This is a genomic window from Faecalicatena contorta (assembly GCF_022835095.1).
GTDB classification, from domain to species: Bacteria; Bacillota; Clostridia; order Lachnospirales; family Lachnospiraceae; genus Faecalicatena; species Faecalicatena contorta.
In genome coordinates, this window is record NZ_BQNQ01000001.1 from 1,483,789 (window position 1) to 1,503,910 (window position 20,122).

15 protein-coding genes are annotated in these 20,122 nt (G+C 45.1%); 13 read left to right on the forward strand and 2 right to left on the reverse strand.

The window, feature by feature from the left end:
• Positions 1 to 115 precede the first annotated feature (115 nt).
• Positions 116 to 997, reverse strand: coding sequence for a PocR ligand-binding domain-containing protein (locus MWG26_RS06580; protein ID WP_025655241.1), 882 nt, complete (start codon positions 995 to 997; stop codon positions 116 to 118).
• A 280-nt stretch (positions 998 to 1,277) separates the two neighbouring features.
• Here MWG26_RS06580 and MWG26_RS06585 point away from each other — a divergent pair, with 280 nt between their 5' ends.
• The 5 genes from MWG26_RS06585 to MWG26_RS06605 all read left to right on the forward strand — a co-directional run bounded on the left by MWG26_RS06585 (position 1,278) and on the right by MWG26_RS06605 (position 7,956).
• Positions 1,278 to 2,678 carry an L-fucose/L-arabinose isomerase family protein gene (locus MWG26_RS06585; protein ID WP_025655242.1) on the forward strand — a complete coding sequence of 467 codons (1,401 nt, stop codon included), beginning with the start codon at positions 1,278 to 1,280 and terminating at the stop codon, positions 2,676 to 2,678.
• 66 nt (positions 2,679 to 2,744) lie between these two features.
• A complete protein-coding gene (locus tag MWG26_RS06590; RefSeq protein ID WP_240285648.1) occupies positions 2,745 to 4,286 on the forward strand; it encodes an FGGY-family carbohydrate kinase in 1,542 nt (513 codons plus the stop codon).
• 51 nt (positions 4,287 to 4,337) lie between these two features.
• On the forward strand, positions 4,338 to 5,309 hold the full coding sequence (locus tag MWG26_RS06595) for an aldose 1-epimerase family protein (RefSeq protein WP_025655244.1): 972 nt from the start codon (positions 4,338 to 4,340) through the stop codon (positions 5,307 to 5,309).
• A gap of 98 nt (positions 5,310 to 5,407) precedes the next feature.
• The gene (locus MWG26_RS06600) at positions 5,408 to 6,328 is read left to right on the forward strand and encodes a class II fructose-bisphosphate aldolase (RefSeq protein ID WP_025655245.1); all 921 of its coding nucleotides are present in this window, start codon (positions 5,408 to 5,410) and stop codon (positions 6,326 to 6,328) included.
• A gap of 242 nt (positions 6,329 to 6,570) precedes the next feature.
• A complete protein-coding gene (locus tag MWG26_RS06605) occupies positions 6,571 to 7,956 on the forward strand; it encodes an MATE family efflux transporter (protein WP_025655246.1) in 1,386 nt (461 codons plus the stop codon).
• Positions 7,957 to 8,146: 190 nt separating this feature from the next.
• On the opposite strand, the gene MWG26_RS06610 is transcribed toward MWG26_RS06605, so the two are convergent.
• Positions 8,147 to 9,043: a YitT family protein gene (locus MWG26_RS06610; protein ID WP_025655247.1), complete on the reverse strand. Its 897-nt coding sequence runs from the start codon at positions 9,041 to 9,043 to the stop codon at positions 8,147 to 8,149.
• A 247-nt stretch (positions 9,044 to 9,290) separates the two neighbouring features.
• Between MWG26_RS06610 and MWG26_RS06615 the strand changes: the two genes are divergently transcribed.
• From MWG26_RS06615 to MWG26_RS06650, 8 genes are all read left to right on the forward strand, one after another.
• Positions 9,291 to 11,930, forward strand: coding sequence for an alpha-L-rhamnosidase (locus MWG26_RS06615; protein ID WP_117441203.1), 2,640 nt, complete (start codon positions 9,291 to 9,293; stop codon positions 11,928 to 11,930).
• A gap of 130 nt (positions 11,931 to 12,060) precedes the next feature.
• Positions 12,061 to 13,392 (forward strand): ABC transporter substrate-binding protein, encoded by a 1,332-nt coding sequence (locus tag MWG26_RS06620; RefSeq protein ID WP_025655249.1) that lies wholly within the window; start codon positions 12,061 to 12,063, stop codon positions 13,390 to 13,392.
• Between the two features lie 6 nt (positions 13,393 to 13,398).
• Positions 13,399 to 14,256, forward strand: a complete 858-nt coding sequence (locus MWG26_RS06625) for a carbohydrate ABC transporter permease (RefSeq protein WP_025655250.1) — start codon at positions 13,399 to 13,401, stop codon at positions 14,254 to 14,256.
• A 1-nt stretch (position 14,257) separates the two neighbouring features.
• Positions 14,258 to 15,088 (forward strand): carbohydrate ABC transporter permease, encoded by an 831-nt coding sequence (locus tag MWG26_RS06630; RefSeq protein ID WP_117441204.1) that lies wholly within the window; start codon positions 14,258 to 14,260, stop codon positions 15,086 to 15,088.
• An 88-nt stretch (positions 15,089 to 15,176) separates the two neighbouring features.
• Complete coding sequence (locus tag MWG26_RS06635) at positions 15,177 to 16,925, forward strand: sensor histidine kinase (RefSeq protein WP_244062709.1); 1,749 nt, start codon at positions 15,177 to 15,179, stop codon at positions 16,923 to 16,925.
• Between the two features lie 4 nt (positions 16,926 to 16,929).
• Entirely contained in the window at positions 16,930 to 18,423 is a 1,494-nt protein-coding gene (locus MWG26_RS06640) for a response regulator transcription factor (protein WP_049915536.1), read from the forward strand.
• Complete coding sequence (locus tag MWG26_RS06645) at positions 18,416 to 19,714, forward strand: MFS transporter (RefSeq protein ID WP_025655253.1); 1,299 nt, start codon at positions 18,416 to 18,418, stop codon at positions 19,712 to 19,714. The genes MWG26_RS06640 and MWG26_RS06645 overlap by 8 nt, the downstream gene beginning before the upstream one ends.
• A gap of 74 nt (positions 19,715 to 19,788) precedes the next feature.
• Positions 19,789 to 20,046 (forward strand): hypothetical protein, encoded by a 258-nt coding sequence (locus MWG26_RS06650; RefSeq protein ID WP_244062710.1) that lies wholly within the window; start codon positions 19,789 to 19,791, stop codon positions 20,044 to 20,046.
• Positions 20,047 to 20,122 lie beyond the last annotated feature (76 nt).

The following is a 20,122-nucleotide window of genomic DNA, read 5'->3' on the forward strand; positions in this document are numbered from 1 at the left end:
CCTCTCCTTAGAAACGAGCTTTTTCCTGCCGGTTGGATGCGCCAGCTCCATGAAGGGATAGCTGAAAGCCTCCCGGAGAACATCCATGTCCTCCGGGAGGTTTTCGGCTATCCCTTTATGGAGCGCCCCCATCCGCGCCGAAACTAAAGCTCGTCGCTAAATCCCGATTTTTTTGGTATTGTTTTGGCGGCATCCCCGTCACCCGTTTGAAGACTGTGATAAAGTAGTTATAATCATGAAACCCACAAGCAAAGGCGATTTCACTTATCGGCATTTTGGGCTTCTCAACAAGAAGCTCCTTTGCTTTTTCAATACGCAGGGACCGGATATGATCTACAATCCCAATCCCATAATTTTGTTTTGCAATCTCATAAAGCGTTGTTTTCCCAATTTGAAAATGTTCACAGAGCATCTGCGTATTCAGATCCTCGGTATAGTGGTTCGCGATATACTCATCGATCTGTACGGGCAGGTCTTTTTGGCGTATGACGGCCATCCGTTCCAGACAGAGGTATGAGGCAACCGCCTGTAAGATATGGGAGGCGGATATGATAAAGTCCTCTGATATGATGGGAAGCTTATTACATGCGGCTTTTAACGCAGAAAAGTCGAGATGATATGACCCGCATAGTTTCTGGATGTTTTTCCAGCCTTCTTCATGTGCTGTATAAGAGAATACGTGCCCGAAGAAGAGGTAGCCGATCAGGATGTTTCCTAAATACAGGGGCATGATGCTTTCTGTTAAACCGGCATGGCACCGGTAGGTATATGCAGAGCGCCTTCCGACGGCAGTTTTACAGGCATTGCGGTCGCATTCCCTGCAATTTGCGGCGGCCCTGGCATCGGTTCGGATAATCCGGCAGAAGGGGGCTATCTGTTCCGGATAAGCGGTTAGTTCACGAAAGGTCTCATCAAATACTGTGATGCGGATATGGGTAAGCGTGTAAAAGTCCTGCAGCAGAGAATTCAATTTTTGCAGATTAAAGGTGGAAATCATGATAAACCTCCTGTTGAAATTCGGGTGACTATGATCGTACTATAAGACTGCAATTATACTTATATTTATCTGCATAATACCACGAGAACGAACAAAATCAAAGTAAAAAGAACAAATACCTATATCATCCGGTAGCAGGAGTTTATAAAATAGAGATATAAACAGATAAAAATGACATCCAAATCCAGACTAGTACGGCATAGTGTAATTAACAGTGATAAAGCGCCTTGGGTTTGGAAGAACGTACTTTTTAGAACAAAATCAAAGGAGGATTCACAATATGAAAAAAATGACATTTGCACTGTGTTTCTGCAACAGAGGATTTATGCCGGGCGAGCTGATTTATGAGGCAAGGGAAGACATGATAAAAGCGGTCACGGATGCGGGATATGATTATATTGCTATGGATGCAGAGCTGACCCGGTATGGCGGGGTTGAGACAAGGGAAGAGGGCCTTTTATACGCAAAATGGCTGAAAGAACATGAAGGAATGTATGATGGCGTGATATTCTCAATGCCCATTTTTGCAGACGAGAACGGAGCCATTACCGCATTGCAGGACGCGGGAGTGCCGATTCTGATGCAGGCATATCCGGATGAGATTGGAAAAATGGATTTCCGGCACAGAAGGGATGCTTATTGCGGTAAGTTTTCCGTAACAGATGTTTTTACACAGTATGGCGTGCCGTTTACGGTGATGAAGCCCCATGTAGTTCATCCGCTGTCGAAAGCATTTGCCCTGAATCTGCAGGATTTTGCGGCGGTCTGCCGGGTAGTAAATGGTATGAAACGGTTTAACCTTGGCTGTATTGGGGCAAGGACCACGGCATTCAAGACGGTGCGGTTCGATGAGATTGCAATGCAGAAATACGGGATCAATGTGGAGTCATTTGACTTATCCGAGGTGTTTTTCAAGGTAAGAAGTATGGCGGACGATGATGAGGCAGTTACTGCCAAAATAGAGCGCCTGAAAAATTACAGTGATTTTTCCCTTGTACCGGAAAGCAATATGCTGACATTGGCAAAGATTGGGGCAGTAATCGACCAGTACATTGCAGAATATCATCTGGATGCACTGGCGCTGCGCTGTTGGAATGAGATGGAGACGGAGATGCGGGTATGTCCGTGCGTATTGCTTAGTGAACTGAATGACAGGGGAATTGCAGCATCCTGTGAAATTGATATGTGTTCGGCGCTGACGATGCGGGCTATGAGCCTGGCGAGCGAACAGCCGGCGACTGTTCTGGACTGGAATAATAATTATGGTGAAGATGAGAATAAGGTGATTCTGTTCCACTGCGGGCCGGTTGCACAGTCTCTGATGACCGGGAAGGGGAAGGTCACCGAGCATAAGATGTTCGCAAAGAATGATCCGGGATCCGGATGGGGATGCAATGAGGGGCGGATCAGGGCGTTTGATACTACGCTTTCCAATTGCCAGACCAGGGATGGGAAAATTATCGTATATGCAAGCGAGGCCAGATTTACAGACGACCCGATAGAAGATGCATTTTTCGGGTGCGGCGGGGTAGCGGAAATTCCTGATCTGCAGAACAAGCTGATTAAGCTGGCCAGAGGCGGATTTAAACATCATACATCCATAGGCGCAGGACATATGAAAGAAGTATTGAAAGAGGCATTTACAACTTATCTTGGTTATGAATGGGCAGAGATTGACTAGTTTATTTTTACAATGTATCCGTAAGGACGGAAGCGGCTGCCGGCGGACAAAAATAGATGCGGGAGGATGAAGATTATGAAAGTGGCGGGGCTGGATATCGGGACAACAGGCTGTAAGCTGACAGTCTTTGATGAAAATGGTACTTATCTGGATGAGGCCTATCAGGACTATTCTGCGAAAAGGAACGATGGGGTGCATGAGATTGATGCGGCTGCAATCATGGAGAGCGTATTCGGGGTGATCCATGCAATAACGCATACACATCCGGACATTGCGGGGATTGGCGTGACCAGTTTTGGGGAGACCTTTGTTATGGCAGACGCAGAAGGAAATCCCCTGCATCCGGCGATGCTGTATACGGATCCGCGCGGGGAAGAGGAGTGCCGCTATTTGACAGAGCAGATGGATGGGAAGACCATTGCTTCTATTACCGGGGTAAAACCGCACGTCATGTACAGTATTTCCAAAATGATGTGGATGAAAAGGCACAGGCCGGAGATATATGAACAGGCGGAGCATATCTTCCTGATGGAGGATTTTGTGGTGTTTGCGCTGACCGGACGGGCTCAGATCGATTATTCTCTGGCGGCCAGGACGATGGCATTTGATATTACGGCGTTGAAATGGAGCCGGGAGATCTTTGCTCTTGCGGGAATCGACATGGAACTGATGTCAAAGCCGGTGCCCACGGGAACCAGCGCCGGTAGAATCCGGCCGGGAATTGCGTTAAAAACAGGCCTTTCCAAAGAGACGCAGATCATATCTGTGAGCCATGACCAGGTGGCTGCTGCTGTGGGTTCCGGGGTGTTTTCATCCGATAAAGCGGTGGATGGCGCCGGTACGGTCGAGTGCATGACACCTGTTTATGACAGTATTCCGGAATTGGAGGTCATGTATGAAGGGAATTACGCGGTTGTACCGTATGTGCTGCCGGGAAAATATGTCTGCTATGCATTCTCTTACACCGGCGGAGCGCTGATTCAGTGGTGTGCAGATACGCTTGCTAAAAAGGAGAAAGAGCTGGCAGAGGCACAGGGGATTTCGGTGAACGAGTTTTTAGAGCAATTGTATGAGGCAGAGCATGAATGCCTGGAAAATGCAGCCGGTAAGGATATGCCCAAGTCTCCTACGGGAATATTGGTTCTGCCGCATTTTGCAGGGGCGGCCACGCCCTATATGGATACCGGGTCAAAGGGGGCAATCGTGGGCGTGACGGCGGCGTCTACAGTCAGTGATATATACCGCGCATGTATGGAGGGCGTTGTTTACGAAATGATGTTGAATATGGAATGCCTGGAAGATGCGGGGCTTCAAATGAAACGGCTGAATGCCACGGGAGGCGGCGCAAAATCAAAAGTCTGGATGCAGATGAAGGCGGATGCTTTGAATGTGGAGATCACTTCGCTAAAAACTGTAAATGCGGGAACTGCGGGGAGCGCTATGCTGACAGGAATTGCGGTGGGATGCTTTCAGGATTTGGAGGATGCAGCGGCGCATATGGTGGAGGAGACCGAAACCTATATTCCAAATCCGGAAATGACGAAGAAGTACAGGGAAGTTTATAAAAGATACCGGCAGCTGTATAAGGCAGTGCGTCCTTTGGTATGAAAGGGAAGCAGCTTAGAATTGTCTGAAGTGCCGTGTGAAAGGAGAATTTTGATGAACCCATATATCGGTCATGATTCCCAAGTGTATGGAATCGAGGAACACCGCCTTGTGGGCGGTAAAGGCGATGGAATGCGCCTTCTGGAAATAAATAATGGAAAAGGGGTGGAACTGACGGTTGTTTTGGACCGCTGTGCAGACATCTCCCGGCTGCGTTACAAAGGGGTTAATCTGTCCTACTTCTCGCCCTGCGGCTATGTGGCTCCGGCGTATTATGATGCGGCAGGGGCAAACTGGCTGAAATCATTTACTGCCGGCTATCTGACTACCTGCGGGCTGCAGGCGGTCGGCTCTCCCTGCACGGATGAGGGGGAAGAGCTGCCCCTGCATGGTTCCATCGCTAATATACCGGCAGAACAGGTATATTGGCTGGAAGAAGAGGGGGATCTGGTGGTTTACGCGACGATCAGGGACGAGGGGATTTTCGCACCGAAACTGCGGATGTCCAGAGAGATCAGAGTCAGCCTTAGGAGTAATGAATTTTCGATTCAGGATACCATCGAGAATACTGGAGATACAAGGCAGCCCTTTGAGATTCTGTATCATATGAATATGGGCTATCCGATGCTTGATGAGGACAGCATACTGGAGATTCCGTCCGCCGAAGTGCTGCCACGGGATGAGCATGCCGCGGAGGATATCGGGAATTGGATGCACATGATGAAGCCGGAGGCAGGCTATGTGGAGCGCTGTTACTACCATAAGTTTCCGGATAGAAACGGGAAAGCCGGTATCTACCAGCCAAAGCTGGGAAAAGGGCTGGAAATCACCTTTGACGCAGAGGAACTGGATGGGTTTGTAGAATGGAAGATGATGGGAGTCCGCGATTATGTGCTGGGGCTGGAGTGCGGCAACTGCTATCCCGATGGGCGCGATGTGATGAGACAGACCGGAATGCTGAAATTTTTAGAACCGGGAGAGAAAAAAGCGTACCAGGTGAAAGTGCATATGTTTGAGCGGGTTTAAAATATAGATGAGCTGCTGCTCACCAGTACATCGTAAAATTAGGCCGGCTTATGTGGTAGTTAATTATTATACGATGTACTAGAAAGGAGAAAGCAAAAATGTTAGTAACGCTGAAGCAGATATTAAATCTATGTGAAGCAAAAAGATGTGCGGCAGGATCTTTTAACACGCCGAATCTGGAGTCGGTTATGGCGGTGATTGGCGCAGCAGAGGAATTGGGCGTGCCAGTGGTGATCCAGCATGCGGAAGTGCATGAGGAGATTATGCCGATTGAGATTATCGGGCCGATCATGCTGGAGCTTGCCGGGAGGGCAAAAGTACCGGTGTGCGTGCATTTGGATCATGGGGAAACTTTAGAATATGTATGTAAGGCTTTGAACATCGGGTTTACCTCTGTGATGTACGATGGTTCGGTTCAGCCATTTGAAGTCAATATGGCTAATACTAAGTTGGTTGTTTCATTTGCTGCACAGACAGGGGCCTCTGTGGAGGCAGAGATCGGCTGCATGGGAAAACGGGAAACCGGAGCAGGGACAACTGGAAACGGGCCGGATCCAGAGAAGATTTATACAGATCCGGAGCAGGCAAAGCTCTTTGTGGAGGAGACGGGGATAGATGCCCTGGCCTGTTCCTTCGGGACGACCCACGGAGTGTATATTACAAAACCAAAGTTAGACTTTAATGTGGTAAAAAATGTGCGCAGGAAAGTAGACATTCCGGTCGTTATGCACGGAGGCTCCGGTGTCAGTCCGGAAGAATTCCGCATGGCGATTGAGAGCGGGGTGCGAAAGGTGAATTACTATACATATATGGCGATGGCTGGAGGGGAGAAGATAGCAAGCCAGTTCCAAACGGGGTGTATTCCTGTCGAAAAAGGCGGGCGGCATTATAAATACTGCTATTCTTTGATAGAGAGCGATAAGGATACGCCGATTATGTACCATGATATTGTGCAGTATGGGACAGAAGCTATGAAAAGGAATTGTAAGGAGGCGATGGAGATATTTGCTATGAGGTGAGATCTCTATGATTAACTAAACAGAAGCGGTGGCAGGAAAACACATGTGGTTTTCTCTATTTTATAGGAGGGTACTGCAAATTTATCAGAATGATGGGTTTGCAGCACCCTTGCTCTATCTGTGTATAAATATTCATTGTCATTCGGGCAAAATACTACATTCATTGTACAAGAAACTACATTCTGCTTTTTCAATTAATGCTTATAATAGAGTATGTTTAGAAAACGACAGGAGGTATGGATATGACGAAAAAGATGACAGAAGGCAGCCCGGCAAAATTGATTGTAATGTTTACGATTCCTTTGCTGATCGGAAATATCTTTCAGCAATTATATAGCATGGTAGATACTTTGATTGTAGGAAGAACCCTGGGGGTCAATGCCCTGGCGGCGGTAGGCTGCACAGGGAGCATCAATTTTTTGATCCTCGGTTTTGCAATGGGAGTGAGCGCAGGACTGGCAATTATTACGGCACAGCGGTTTGGCGCTAAGGATGAGAAGGGGGTCAGAAAAAGCGTAGCCGCCGGAGCCTGGATCAGCCTTGCAGTGACGGTAGTGCTGACAGCGGTATCTGTTCCAGCAGCCCGGAAGATTTTGGAACTTCTGAATACGCCGCCCGAAATTATGGACGGTGCATATGACTATATTGTCGTAATATTCTGGGGGATTATAGCTTGTATGCTATTTAATTTTTTATCCAACATTATCCGGGCACTGGGGGACAGCCGGACGCCGCTTTTATTCCTGGTTATTGCATGTGTACTGAATATTATTCTGGACTTTGCGTTCATACTTGGCGGCGGGATGGGGGTTGCCGGCGCGGCCTGGGCAACAATTATCTCGCAGATGGTATCTGCACTGCTCTGCCTGTGGTATATCAAAAAGAAGCTGCCGATTCTGCATTTAACGAAGGATGACTGGAAGGTATCCGCATGGGATATGAAACAGCACTTTCGGATCTCTATGCCAATGGGGTTCCAGATGTCGATTATCGCCATCGGTGCTGTGGTGCTCCAGTTCGTGCTTAATGGGCTTGGTTCCGCCGCTGTAGCAGCATTTTCTGCGGCACAGAGAATTGACCAGATCGCCGGTCAGCCTATGAATTCTTTTGGTACCACAATGGCTACATATGCGGCTCAAAATTATGGGGCAGGGCGGATAGACAGAATTAAAAAAGGCGTTCTGCAGTGCAGCCTGATATCGGTAGGATTCAGTATTGCAGTGGGGCTTCTGAATATAGTTGCGGGTTATCAAATGGCAGGCTTCTTTGTTGGGGCAGGGGAAGAGACGGTACAGTCTATGGCTCAGACTTACCTTCAGATTAACGGGGCTATGTACTTTGTGCTGGCACTGCTGTTTATCTTCAGATTTACCCTGCAGGGGCTGGGGAAAGGTGTTATGCCAACTGTGGCGGGCGTGATGGAACTGATTATGAGGACATTTGCCGCGGTATATCTGACGGCGGCTGTCGGCTTTACGGGGGCATGCTGGGCCAACCCGCTGGCATGGGCGGGGGCATGTATCCCACTAGCAGCGGCATACTTTTTGATCATGCGGCGGCTGTCTGCCGGAAGAGGAGATGCAGATACCGGCAGTTTGTGCAGTAAAGCTGAAACCAATGCAGCATGAGAATTACTTATATTATTAAAATAGTAAAACCCCGGTCAATACTAAATTTACTGACCGGGGTTTTACTATGAAAAAATCAATTCTGTAATTGAATTATACTGTTTAAAATTATCAAGATGCCAGCCAGTCTCAATCATTACCATCAGATAAAGCTGCTTTTTAAAGTCAGAGGTATAGTCTTTTCTTAAAGTCAGGGGTAAAGCCTCTTCTCAAAGTTACCGGATACTGAACACCCTTCCGTAAATATCATAAATGCATTGGGATCAATTCCCCGCACAATTCGTTTTAACTGGCTGACCTCATATTTAGAAATTACAACGAACAGGATGTAGGAGGCCTGATTTGTATATGCTCCGGCTCCGTCCCAGTTGGTGACTCCCCTCCCCATCTGTTCGATGATAGCCTGGGAGATGCCCAGCTTTTTGGTAAATATCATGACACTCATATTAATATTCTGGATATGTACTCTGTCGCAGGCGATGGAATATACTACGCCGTAAATCAAAGAATAAATCACGATCTCGATGTTAAACATCATGAGGCATATTCCGTAGACGAAACAGTTGATGATGATGGAGACCTTGCCGACGCTGAATCCAGGGAATTTTTTTGAGAAGTAGATGCCCAGAATGTCCTGTCCGCCTCCGGAACTGCCGCCCCGGAGGATCATGCCGGATCCGGTTCCCGCGATAATACCGCCAATGACACAGGCAGTCAGGTAATCGTCAATGACCGGGCTGGATGGAATCGGGATAAAGGTGAGCGCTGCGGTCTGTATAATTATGGTAATAATAGAACGTGCAAAAAAAATCCGGCCCATTTTACTCCACGCCAAATAGATCAGGGGCAGGTTGATCAGAAAGTAAATGATACCTGCAATATCTGTCTGCCCGAGAGAAAAGGGCAGTACTTTAACCACTAAGGTACGGATCAGCTGGGAGATTCCCATGAAGCCGCCATTATATAAAGATAGCGGTATGATAAATACATTCAGTCCAAATGCAAACATGACAGAGCCTGCAGTTGCGTAGCCCATACCAAACAGACGCTGCCTCTGCCGCTCACTCAAAGAATTAAAAAATGACATATTATTTTCCCCCACTAAAGCGATAAAGTTACCGATGTGTATATATTCTAGCACTTTGATTTCGGCAATACAAGACAAGATACTGCAAAATCTTATAATAGTTCATTATGAGTGTATAAATAGCCATTATAAGGGGAATCCCTGCATCTCCCGGCAGTCCAGAAAGTGTGCTGGATTATCTATGTATCATAAGGTTCATTTATGTTAGTATAATCCCACTTATGTTCGTGAAAAAGGAGGAAATGGCATGATTTGGCTAAAGAAGCTGACGATGGATTATGTGAACAATTTAGAGGGTACAACCCATATGCCGCAGCTGGGCTGGGTGATTGAAAGCGATAAACGTGATGTCAGGCAGGAGGCTTATCGGCTGCAGATAGCAGAGGAGGATCAATTCCGGAACTGTCTTTATGACAGTGGAACAGTGTACAGCAGCGAATCGCAGCATCATGTACCCGAACTGGCACTGGAATCGCTGAAAAAGTATTATGTGCGAGTTAGAGTCAGGACAGAACATGGAGAAATCAGCACATGGAGTGAGCCGGCGTCTTTCCTGACGGGATTGGTAGAAAATGAATGGGAAGCAAAGTTCATATCTGCGGATTCGGAAGAGGATGCAAGAAACTCAAAGGGGACGTATGTAAGGAAAGAGTTTACAATTCAGGGGAAAATCAGGCAGGCTTATCTTTGCAGCACCGCGCTGGGATTATATGAGGTGTATCTGAACGGAAGGCGGGTTGGAAAGGATCAGCTTGCCCCGGGATTCACATCTTACAGGAAACATCTGGTATATCAGACCTATGACGTATCCGGGATGCTGGAGGAGGGAGAAAATGCAATCGGTGCAATGCTTGGCGCCGGCTGGTATAAGGGCAAAATGGGATTCATCGAACGTTATAATATTTATGGGTCCCGTAGCGCTTTCTTAGGGCAGCTCATGATTCAGTATGAGGATGGAACCGTGCAGATGGTTGTTACGGACGATAGCTGGAAGGGCAAGGACTCGCCGGTTATTTTTGCAGAGATATATGACGGGGAAATCTATGACGCCTCAAAAGAGGTTGAAGGCTGGAATAAACCGGGACTAAAGGAAAACGGTTGGAAGAGGACGGAGGAGATTCCGTTTGATATGGAGGTACTGACAGCACAGCCCTCTGCAAGAACAGCGGAAATAGAAGCACTTCCTGCCACACGGGTGTTTCGGACACCTCAGGGGGATATGGTCGTTGACTTTGGCCAGAATCTGACAGGCTGGATTTGTGTAACAGCAGCCGGCAAAAAGGGAGATATGATTGAGCTCAACTGTTTTGAAGTGCTAGATAAGGATGGAAATGTATATACGGATAATCTGGATGGGGCTAAACAGCAGATTAGGTATATTTTTGCGGAAGATAAGACAGTGGCCTATCACCCAAGATTTACCTTTCAGGGCTTCCAGTATGCAAAGATTACTAGTTATCCAGGAAACCCCGAGACTGAGAATTTTACGGCTTATGCAGTTCACAGCGATATGGAAATGACGGGGAAATTTACCTGTTCGAATCAGGATATCAATCAGCTGCAGCATAATATTTTATGGGGAATGAAGGGGAATTTTATAGACATTCCAACGGACTGCCCGCAGCGGGATGAAAGACTGGGCTGGACCGGAGACGCGCAGATTTTCTGCCGTACGGCTAGTTATCTGATGAATACCTATCATTTTTATAAAAAGTGGCTGCGCGATGTAGAGGCAGACCAGACAGCTGAGGGAGGCATTCCTCATGTAATTCCGGATATCATTTCTGGATATGAGGAAAGCAATTGGCTGTTGTCACAGGGAACACATTCGGCAGCAGCCTGGGCAGATGTGGCCGTCATTATGCCGTGGGTGCTGTATCAGACCTTCGGAGATACAGAGATTCTAAAGATCCAGTATGATAGTATGAAGAAGTGGATCGGATTTATGCGGGCACACGCAGTAGACTACATATGGAATTATAAACTGCAGTTCGGAGACTGGGTTGCCCTGGATGCAGAGGAGGGCAGTTATTTTGGCGCTACACCGAATGATCTGACCTGTACAGCCTATTTCGCTTATACGACAGGTCTGTTCGTGAAGATTTGCGGAGTACTTGGAAAAACAAAGGAGAAGGAAGAATATCAAAAGCTGTATAATAAAATTGTAAGAAAATACCAGAAGACATTTTTCCTTCCTGATGGTACTATGACTGTCCAGACACAGACCGCGCACATTGTCAGCCTTTATTTTGGCTTGGTGCCGGAAGAGTATAAACAGGCAGTGGCAGCAGGCCTCATAAAGCTTCTTGAAAAAGAGAACGGACATCTTGTCACGGGCTTCGTAGGTACGCCGTATTTCTGTCATGCTTTGAGTGAAAATGGCTATATAAAAGAAGATTACGACCTGCTTTTAAAGGATGATTTTCCATCTTGGCTGTATCAGGTAAGGATGGGGGCTACTACAATATGGGAACACTGGGACGGAATCAAGCCTGACGGTTCTATGTGGAGCCCAAATATGAACTCTTTCAATCACTATGCATATGGAGCGGTAGGAGAATGGCTTTATCGTGTATGTACAGGAATTGAGATTGATGAAAGCAATCCAGGCTACCGTCATACTATTTTCCAGCCGCATCCAGGCGGGGGATTTACTTACGCAGAAGGCGTATATGAGTCTATTTATGGTACGGTACGGTCAAAATGGTCCGTGGATGGTGACAGTGTAACTTTGGAAGTAGAAATTCCAGTTAATACCACAGGCACCATCATGATAGAAGCAGCCCGAAAAATCCAGGAGGCGGACGGACTGGATTTCCAGGAAATAAATGGAAGGATGCAGGCACAGGCCGGCTCCGGAGAATACCGGATTGTATACCGGATATAAAAGAGATAAAACTCAATAATACAGTATACTTTGCTGTGCTAAAATATCCATCCGATAGTATTGATTTTTCTATGTTACATTGAGGGGGTCAGATGATAATATTTATTTATCAAAAAGGAGGAATAAAGATATGAAAGGAAGAATGAAAAAAATCGGTGCACTTTTGTTGACAGGTGCCATGACGGCAGGATTACTTGCAGGATGCGGGACTTCACAAAGCGGTAAAAAGAATAATGAACCCAGTGGAAATGGGAAAGAATTTGATGGCGTTACACTATCATTCTTTGTCGATGCAGATGTTGAAAAAGGCGGGTATCAGGCTGTCATAGACATGGCAGAAGAAAAGCTGGGACTGACAGTAGAGGTAGAAGAGCATGTGGGCGGTTCGGACGGAGATAATATTGTGAAAACCCGTCTGGCTTCAGGTGAAATGTCAGATATCTGTATGTATAATGCGGGGTCGTTGCTTAAGGCATTAAATCCATCCGAATATTTCTATGATATTTCAAACGAGAAGTTTACAGAGAAGCTGGATGACACATTTAAGGAAACTGTAACGGTAGACGGCAAGGTGTATGGGGTACCTCTTACATCAACACAGGCAGGGGCGATTATATATTACAAGCCGGATTATGAGGAACTGGGGCTGGAGATTCCTAAAACATGGGATGAATTTCTGGAGAATTGCGAGAAGCTGGAAGCAGCCGGGAAGACTGCGATGATTGGAACGTTCGGAGACAACTGGACATCACAGGTTCTATTTGTAGGTGATAACTATAATGTTCTGGCTGAGAACCCGGACTTTGCAGAGGAGTTTGAGGCGGGCACAGCAAAATATGCAACGACAGATGCAGGCATAAAGAGCTTTCAGAAGCTGTTGGATGTACAACCATATTATAATGAAGATTATCTGGCTGCCACTTATGACGATGGTGTTGAAATGATGGCAAACGGAGAGGGTACGCATTGGGCTATGCTGACACAGGCTCTTACGGCAATTAATGCATTATATCCGGAGGTAATGGACGATCTGGGTGTATTTGCGATACCGGGGGAGAATCCGGAAGATGTAGGGCTGACCGTGTGGGAATCCACATCTATGTATATCAATAAAAATTCAGAGAATCTCGATGCTATACTGGCATTTATGGAGCTTTATTTGTCAGAGGAAGCTCTGGATACTTATGCTGAAGTAGTACCGCCTACCGGGCCATACTGCATCAAAGACTATGAGCTTCCGGACAGTGCTTTTTCAGCAGTAAAAAATGACATGCAGGCATATTTTGACAGTGGCAAAACAAGAACGGCTCTTGAGTATATGACTTCTGTAAAAGGTGCCAATTGTCCGCAGATTTGTCAGGAGGTAGGTTCGGGACAGAGTACGGCGAAAGAGGCAGCGGCAGCATATGATGAGGACTGCAAAAAACAGGCCGTTCAGCTGGGACTGGATTGGGAGGATTAAATTAGCATGAATAAAAAGAAAATTTATACGTTATGGTTTCTTGTACCAACCATAATCATATTCGGTGTTTTCTTTTTAATACCATTGGCATCATCATTATTTTATAGTATGACTGTCTGGGATTTTAATAGTTTCCGTTTTGTGGGACTGGAAAATTTTAAAATGTTTTTTTCCGAGCATTCCTTAAGCGGCAGTATTTTACACACTCTGATTTATGCGTTTTTAACAAGCGGATTGAAAGTGATATTAGCATTTTTTATCGCGGTATTTCTGACAAGTAAGATCAGGACAAAAAATGTTCTGAGGGCGGTTGTTTTTTTCCCAAATCTTGTAAGTACAATAGCAATTGGCATTACCTTCTCTGCGTTGATGCATCCGACAAAAGGGCTTTTTAATCTGATTTTGCAGGCAGCAGGATTCGGTGCCGTTGACTTTCTCGGAAATGCAGATCTTGCACTTTACAGTGTGATATTTACAGATGTCTGGAAAGGCGTCAGTATTGCTACAATCATTTATATTGCAGGTATTCAGTCCATTGATACAAGCTATTATGAAGCAGCAAAGATTGACGGTGCAAATTGGGTGCAGAGACTGGTAAACATAGTAATTCCGCTGATCCGCCCGGCTATGAATTCTGTGATTATCCTTTCACTGGTAGGAGGACTGCGATGCTTTGATCTGATCTGGGCAATGACAGGAGGAGGACCCGGATTTGCAACAGACGTACTGGCGTCTGTTATATATAAGCAGTATGCGGCCGGGTACTACGGACTGTCCACAGCTGGTAATGTCATCATGTTTATACTGATTGCAGTCATTGCCTATCCGCTCCAGAGATTTCTGTTGAAGAGAGAGGAGGGATAGTATGAAGCAGAAAAAAAGTATTTTAATAATAGGAGATATACTGGGGGTGCTGGGAGCTTTTTTCATCTTCATCGTTCCATTCCTCTTTATGCTTACAAACTCACTGAAGGACCGGAAGGAAGCAAATCAGCTTACGTTATCACTGCCAGAGGTGTTTCAATGGAGTAATTATAAGGAAGTGCTTACTTACAATAATGGAATAGTGCTGACTGCATTTAAGAACAGTTTGATTATTACAATATGCTCCGTTATAATATTAGTCATCACCTGCGCGATGTCCGGATATATTCTGCAAAGGCGGAACGATAAGAAAATGACGGTGTTTAATGCAGTGATCATGGCGGGACTAATGATACCGCCGGCTATTCTGCCAACAATCTCTCTGATGCAGTCATTACACGTATACAAAACGTTGTTCGGCATGATTATGGTAGAGGTTGCGCTGCAGACACCATTTACAGTGATGTTGTACAGAGGATTTATGAGCTCTATACCGGTCGAACTCGAGGAAGCCGGTTATATTGACGGCTGTAACCGCCGGCGGATGTTTGCTTCCGTTATTTTTCCGCTGCTGAAGCCTGTTACAGCAACGGTGGTGATTCTAAATGCAGTAACCGTATTTAATGATTTTACCAACCCCTTATATTTTCTGCCGGGAAATAAAAATGCAACAGTGCAGCTGACTCTGTATAATTTCATGGGACAGTTTTCAAGTTCCTATAATATGCTGTTTGCTGATGTAATTGTCATAACCATTCCCATGCTGATTCTGTTTATTATTTTTAATAAGCGCATTGTAGACGGAATGGTGGCAGGCTCTGTAAAAGGATAATACATAGGGAAAATGACCGGTATGCGGATCTGTTATGCGTATACGGGGGAAAAGAAAGGAAGAGGAGTGCATGCGGTTTCAGACGAAGATGATAGTAGGATATACCATATTGATGTTTGCGCTTGCACTCTTCTTAGGAATCGAATTCTCGAGGATTGAGGTTAAGACTCAGGAAGAACGGGAAAAGAATAATCTGCAGATTACCGCTAATCAAATCACTGCGCAGATGGAGGAAAGGCTTGGGAGGATGGAGGCATCTATGAATTATGTCCTTTCCAATTCAATGATCCGGGATGGGATTATGATTCTGGGAAAAAAGGAGAAGGAAAGGGTGGATAATCGCTTAGAATCGGAAGCCAGAGCCAATATAAAAAAGGAAATCAATACAGATTTTGTTACATCCTCGTGCTACCGTATGATTATTTTTAACCCCAATGGAGATATATTTACAACCTATAATGCCTTATCGGGACGGGTAATTGAATCAATCGACATGGAAACACTCCCCTATCTGGCAGAAGCAGCTAAGAGAAATGGAAAGCCTGTAATAGTTTCTGCCCATGAAGATGTATGGGGCTATCAGACACGGCCGGAAGTGTATTCGCTGGTGAAAGCAGTGCAGGGGTACAGGGCTGGATGGATTGAGACGCAGGCTTTAACAAAAGAACTTTCAGAATTTCAGGTTTCGCAGGAGGAGACTGACTATATGCTCTTTGCCGATGATGCGGGCGTTTTGTTCAGCAGCAGGGAAGAACTGCAAAAGGAGGATTATCAGGAAATACTTGCGCAGCCGGGCAACAAAGTAGTAAAGGATGCCGAGCATAAACAACTGGTGGCAAAAGCCTCTTCTAAGAAATATGGAATTACAGTTCTGTGCATGGAAAGTATGAAAGACCTATGGGACTATTCCTATAATAAGTTTACCCCTTTTCTGATTGCACTGCTCTTTTTTATTGTATCTATGCTTTTTGTGGTTGCATTATCCCAAATTCTGACGAAGCCGCTGAGACAGCTGCGTACTGTTATGACGAATACCAAGTTGGATAATCTGAGCAGTCAGGTTCTGATTGATACACCAAATGATGAGATCGAAGCCCTTTCTGTATCTTATCAGGAGCTGTTAGAGCGGTTGAAGAAAGCCATTGTAAAAGAAAAGCAGCTGGTCACCTTGTCCCTGCAGGCACAGTTTGATTCTTTGCAGGCACAGGTGAATCCTCATTTTATGTATAATGTGCTGAATATTATATCTGCGAGGGGAATTGCAAATGGAGATGACAGTATTTATGAAATGTGTGGAAGCCTGGCAGCCATGCTGCGCTACTCTACCAGTAATTTAAGCCGCATGGCAACGATTGCGGAGGATGTGGAGTATTTAAATCAGTATTTTTATCTTTTAAAAGTCCGTTACGAGCATAAGCTGGAATATTCTGTGCAGATAGCCCCGGAGATTCAGGGACAGCTTATACCAAAAGTAACACTTCAGCAAATCGTAGAAAACAGTATCAATCACGGATTCCAAAACAGTGCAGGAAAGATGCGGGTAGAAATCAGCGGATGGCAGGAAGGCGAGTATTGGTACGTTAGAATCCATGATAACGGTCAGGGGTTTGAAGAGGATACACTTAGACACCTGGAGGAGAAGATGGAACAAACACGGAATAAAATATTAGAAAACAAAGATAATATGCAGCTTGAAATAGGCGGACTCGGATTGATTAATACCTATGCAAGATGCCTGCTTTTATATAATGGCGATATTATATTTGATTTGAGAAATACAGCAGATGGTGCAGAAGTTACGATAGGCGGATATATAAGGCCGAATAATGGAGGATAATAATATGTACAGAGTATTGGTTGTGGATGATGAGCCGGCCGCAGTTACCAACCTGTGTTACATTATTGAGAAGGTGTGTCCTGATTATGAGGTTGTCGGCACTGCGGAGAATGGAAGAGATGCGCTGGAAAAAATGCGTCTGAGCTGCCCTGATTTGATTGTGACGGATGTAAGGATGCCGATTATGGACGGAATTGAACTGGTGGAGACGGTGATCAGAGATATGCCGGAGGTCTATTCGGTCATTGTCAGTGGATATCAGGATTTCGAATATGTGAAAAAAGCGATTCAGTCAGGAGTGTGTGATTACATATTAAAACCAGTCATGCCGAATGCTATGCGTGAAACTTTGGAAAAGATTGCCCTGCGGTTAAGGGTGAACTATTATCATGCACGAAATGAAATCGTACATAAGGTATGTAACGGTGTTGTGTGTGAAGAAAAGGAGATAGCACGTTTTTTCCCATATCAGGAATATTACCGGGCAATTCTGCGCCGTAACGGTCTGCCGCGCAGGTATTCAATGGGAGGCGAGAGCAGAGAGATTTACTCAGATATTAATGAAGTCATCACGGTATATGGAAGAGATGAGATGGAAGCATTGTATTTGATTCCAAAGGATCTGTTGTTCGGCAAAAGTTTTCAGGAGTATATACAGAGATTAAAAGAGAAGGAATACGGTGAAAATCAGTATTTTACGGTCGTCTATGACCGGAATAGCTTTCTTATTGATGAACTGTTTGACAAAGTAAAGGAGCTGTACCGCTGTCTCGATACAGTTAGCGTTGTCGGGCAAAGCCAGACGATAGATGTATCAAGAGAAGGGATGGTAAAGGATATTGTATTTGTTCATGAGGAGATCAATCTGGTACTGGAAAATTGGGAGAAAATGCTCAGGAACAGGGATTATGAGAAGCTGAAAAAGGATCTGCGGTATTATTATGAACTGTGGGAAGCAGAGAAAAAGCCTCAGCTCTGGCTGGAATATGTCTCACGTCAGGTGCTGTATATTGTTAGAAAGTATACAAGCTGGGCGCAGCCTCTGATAGAGTACGAATATATGCTGGAAGATGCCTTTTTCTATGCAACGTCTGCAAAATCGCTGAGGGAGAGTTTGCTTGATCTGGTTTTTTACTATCTGCGTGAAAACAAGGCTCCGGCGAAAGTGAATTCGCCTGAATTTTTCGATGGAGTTAGAAAATATTTGAAGCAGCACATAAATGAGAACATTACACTGCCTGAACTTTGCGAGCATTTTTCCATTTCACAGACTTATATGAGCAGAATGTTCCGAAAGTACGCTCAGCGTTCATTTAATAAATTTTTTACAGAACTTCGTATAGAGCAGGCGATGGAACTTATGAGGAAAAATCATAATCTTTTTATTAAAGATGCTGCCTTAATGGTGGGGTATCAGGATCAGTTTTACTTCAGCAGGCTTTTCCGGTCCTATGTTGGAAAAAGCCCCAGTGACTTTATGGAGGAGATGGATGAGTAAAATGAACGAAAAAGAAAAATTAAAGAAGCCTCCGCTGTATCGCTTTGCAGCATTCATATTGATGTTGTTTCCATATATTTTCTTATATGCAGGAATACAGGTCATAGCGTCTTTCGCGGTGGAGATTATGGAAGATCTTACGATTAAAGAAGCAAGTCTTTCGTTTCTGTCTTCCTTGGGAACCCTGTCTATGGCAGTTACATCCGCAGCAGCAGGGGGATTAGGTAACAGGTACGGGGGCAAACGTACGGTAATTCTCGGACTCGTCATCATGGCTGTTTCGGGAGCTTTGTATTTGGGGAATGCAGGGAGCATTTTCGGATTATACATAATTCGTTCTATACAGGGAGCCGGTACAGGTGTTGTGTGTGCCTGTCTGATGGCTCTAGTGAGCGCATGGTTTCCTAAAAAAGAAAGAGGAACTGCACAAGGGGCTCTTGGAAGTTTCTATGGGGCAAGTATCTCGCTTGTCACAATCTATGCACTGTCCTGCCGGAAAAGGGGCCTGGCGTGGAATGGTGCAATTGGTCAGATGCTTTTATGTGGAGGAATTTTCCTTGCAGTTCTGATTGCTTTTTTCTACAAAGATATCGAAAAGACTTATGGTGTGTCAGTTATTGATGAAGTAATAGCAACAGATGTCGGGAAATCAGACACTTCAGACTTAATGGTACACAAAGGAAATACTTTTGATAAGCCCTGTAATTGGAAGGAGTCACTTACATTCCCGGGTTTTTGGCTTATCGGACTTCTCCTTTTTTTCAATGGTGCCTGCACGTATGGCATTGGATTTATAATACCCCTGTTTTTTACCTACTGCGGATTTAACTCGGACAGCGCAGCATCTATTATGTCTGTTGGTACTCTGAGCAGTATTTTTTTTGCGCTTTTTGGAGGATTTATCAGTGACCATTTCTTCAGATCCAGACGCTGTGAGGTAGGGCTGATCTCATTTGGGGGGGCAATGACTTTGTTTTTCATTATAGTGCGAATAGGTGGATTACTCTCTGCGGCAGGGTTGACGATATGTTATTTTCTTGCCTATGGCATGATGTATCTGTCAGTTGGGCCGCTGTGGTGTCTGCCGGCAGAAATGGTGTCATCTGAATTTGCATCACGCAGCATGGGAGCGGCGTTGCTGTTTTCAGGTATTGGCGGTTTTGTCATGACGAATCTGTTTGGAATTATCATACAGATAAGCGGTGCGGGAACAGGAATGTATAGCCTTGTCGGCTGTATGATGATTGTATTTATCAGCTTCTTTCTGATCAGAAAAGTATATAGAATATAAAACAGACTGCTTTACTGCGGGAGAGAGTGGTTTATACGATTCCATCGGTCACGTTTCTATTATGTATATTTCAAATGCTTTATCCGGAGCTTATATTAAATGAGACAGCTATGGCAATTGCCAATCTGGTTCTGATTATCAGTTTTCAGAACAGGGCAGTCAGAAGGGATTATTTGACTATGGTGGGCAACAAGGAGAGCTTTTATGATAACCTTACGCTGAGGAATGCCGGGAAACAGGAATTTCAGCCGATACTTCTGTCTCTGCGGCAGTATGATATTGTTAGCCAGAATTACGGGAATCAAAAGGGGAATGAGATCTTATATTTGTAAGGGAGTATAGCTGACGCGATTAACGTTCATGTCAGGGTGGAACTTAATTTGAAAATTAAGTAAAGTAACGATTATT

Coding starts and splice junctions, on each gene's coding strand:
- MWG26_RS06580 (WP_025655241.1), bottom strand. CDS start 997: ATGATTTCCACCTTTAATCTGCAAAAATTGAATTCTCTGCTGCAGGAC.
- MWG26_RS06585 (WP_025655242.1), top strand. CDS start 1,278: ATGAAAAAAATGACATTTGCACTGTGTTTCTGCAACAGAGGATTTATG.
- MWG26_RS06590 (WP_240285648.1), top strand. CDS start 2,745: ATGAAGATTATGAAAGTGGCGGGGCTGGATATCGGGACAACAGGCTGT.
- MWG26_RS06595 (WP_025655244.1), top strand. CDS start 4,338: ATGAACCCATATATCGGTCATGATTCCCAAGTGTATGGAATCGAGGAA.
- MWG26_RS06600 (WP_025655245.1), top strand. CDS start 5,408: ATGTTAGTAACGCTGAAGCAGATATTAAATCTATGTGAAGCAAAAAGA.
- MWG26_RS06605 (WP_025655246.1), top strand. CDS start 6,571: ATGACGAAAAAGATGACAGAAGGCAGCCCGGCAAAATTGATTGTAATG.
- MWG26_RS06610 (WP_025655247.1), bottom strand. CDS start 9,043: ATGTCATTTTTTAATTCTTTGAGTGAGCGGCAGAGGCAGCGTCTGTTT.
- MWG26_RS06615 (WP_117441203.1), top strand. CDS start 9,291: ATGATTTGGCTAAAGAAGCTGACGATGGATTATGTGAACAATTTAGAG.
- MWG26_RS06620 (WP_025655249.1), top strand. CDS start 12,061: ATGAAAGGAAGAATGAAAAAAATCGGTGCACTTTTGTTGACAGGTGCC.
- MWG26_RS06625 (WP_025655250.1), top strand. CDS start 13,399: ATGAATAAAAAGAAAATTTATACGTTATGGTTTCTTGTACCAACCATA.
- MWG26_RS06630 (WP_117441204.1), top strand. CDS start 14,258: ATGAAGCAGAAAAAAAGTATTTTAATAATAGGAGATATACTGGGGGTG.
- MWG26_RS06635 (WP_244062709.1), top strand. CDS start 15,177: ATGATAGTAGGATATACCATATTGATGTTTGCGCTTGCACTCTTCTTA.
- MWG26_RS06640 (WP_049915536.1), top strand. CDS start 16,930: ATGTACAGAGTATTGGTTGTGGATGATGAGCCGGCCGCAGTTACCAAC.
- MWG26_RS06645 (WP_025655253.1), top strand. CDS start 18,416: ATGAGTAAAATGAACGAAAAAGAAAAATTAAAGAAGCCTCCGCTGTAT.
- MWG26_RS06650 (WP_244062710.1), top strand. CDS start 19,789: ATGCTTTATCCGGAGCTTATATTAAATGAGACAGCTATGGCAATTGCC.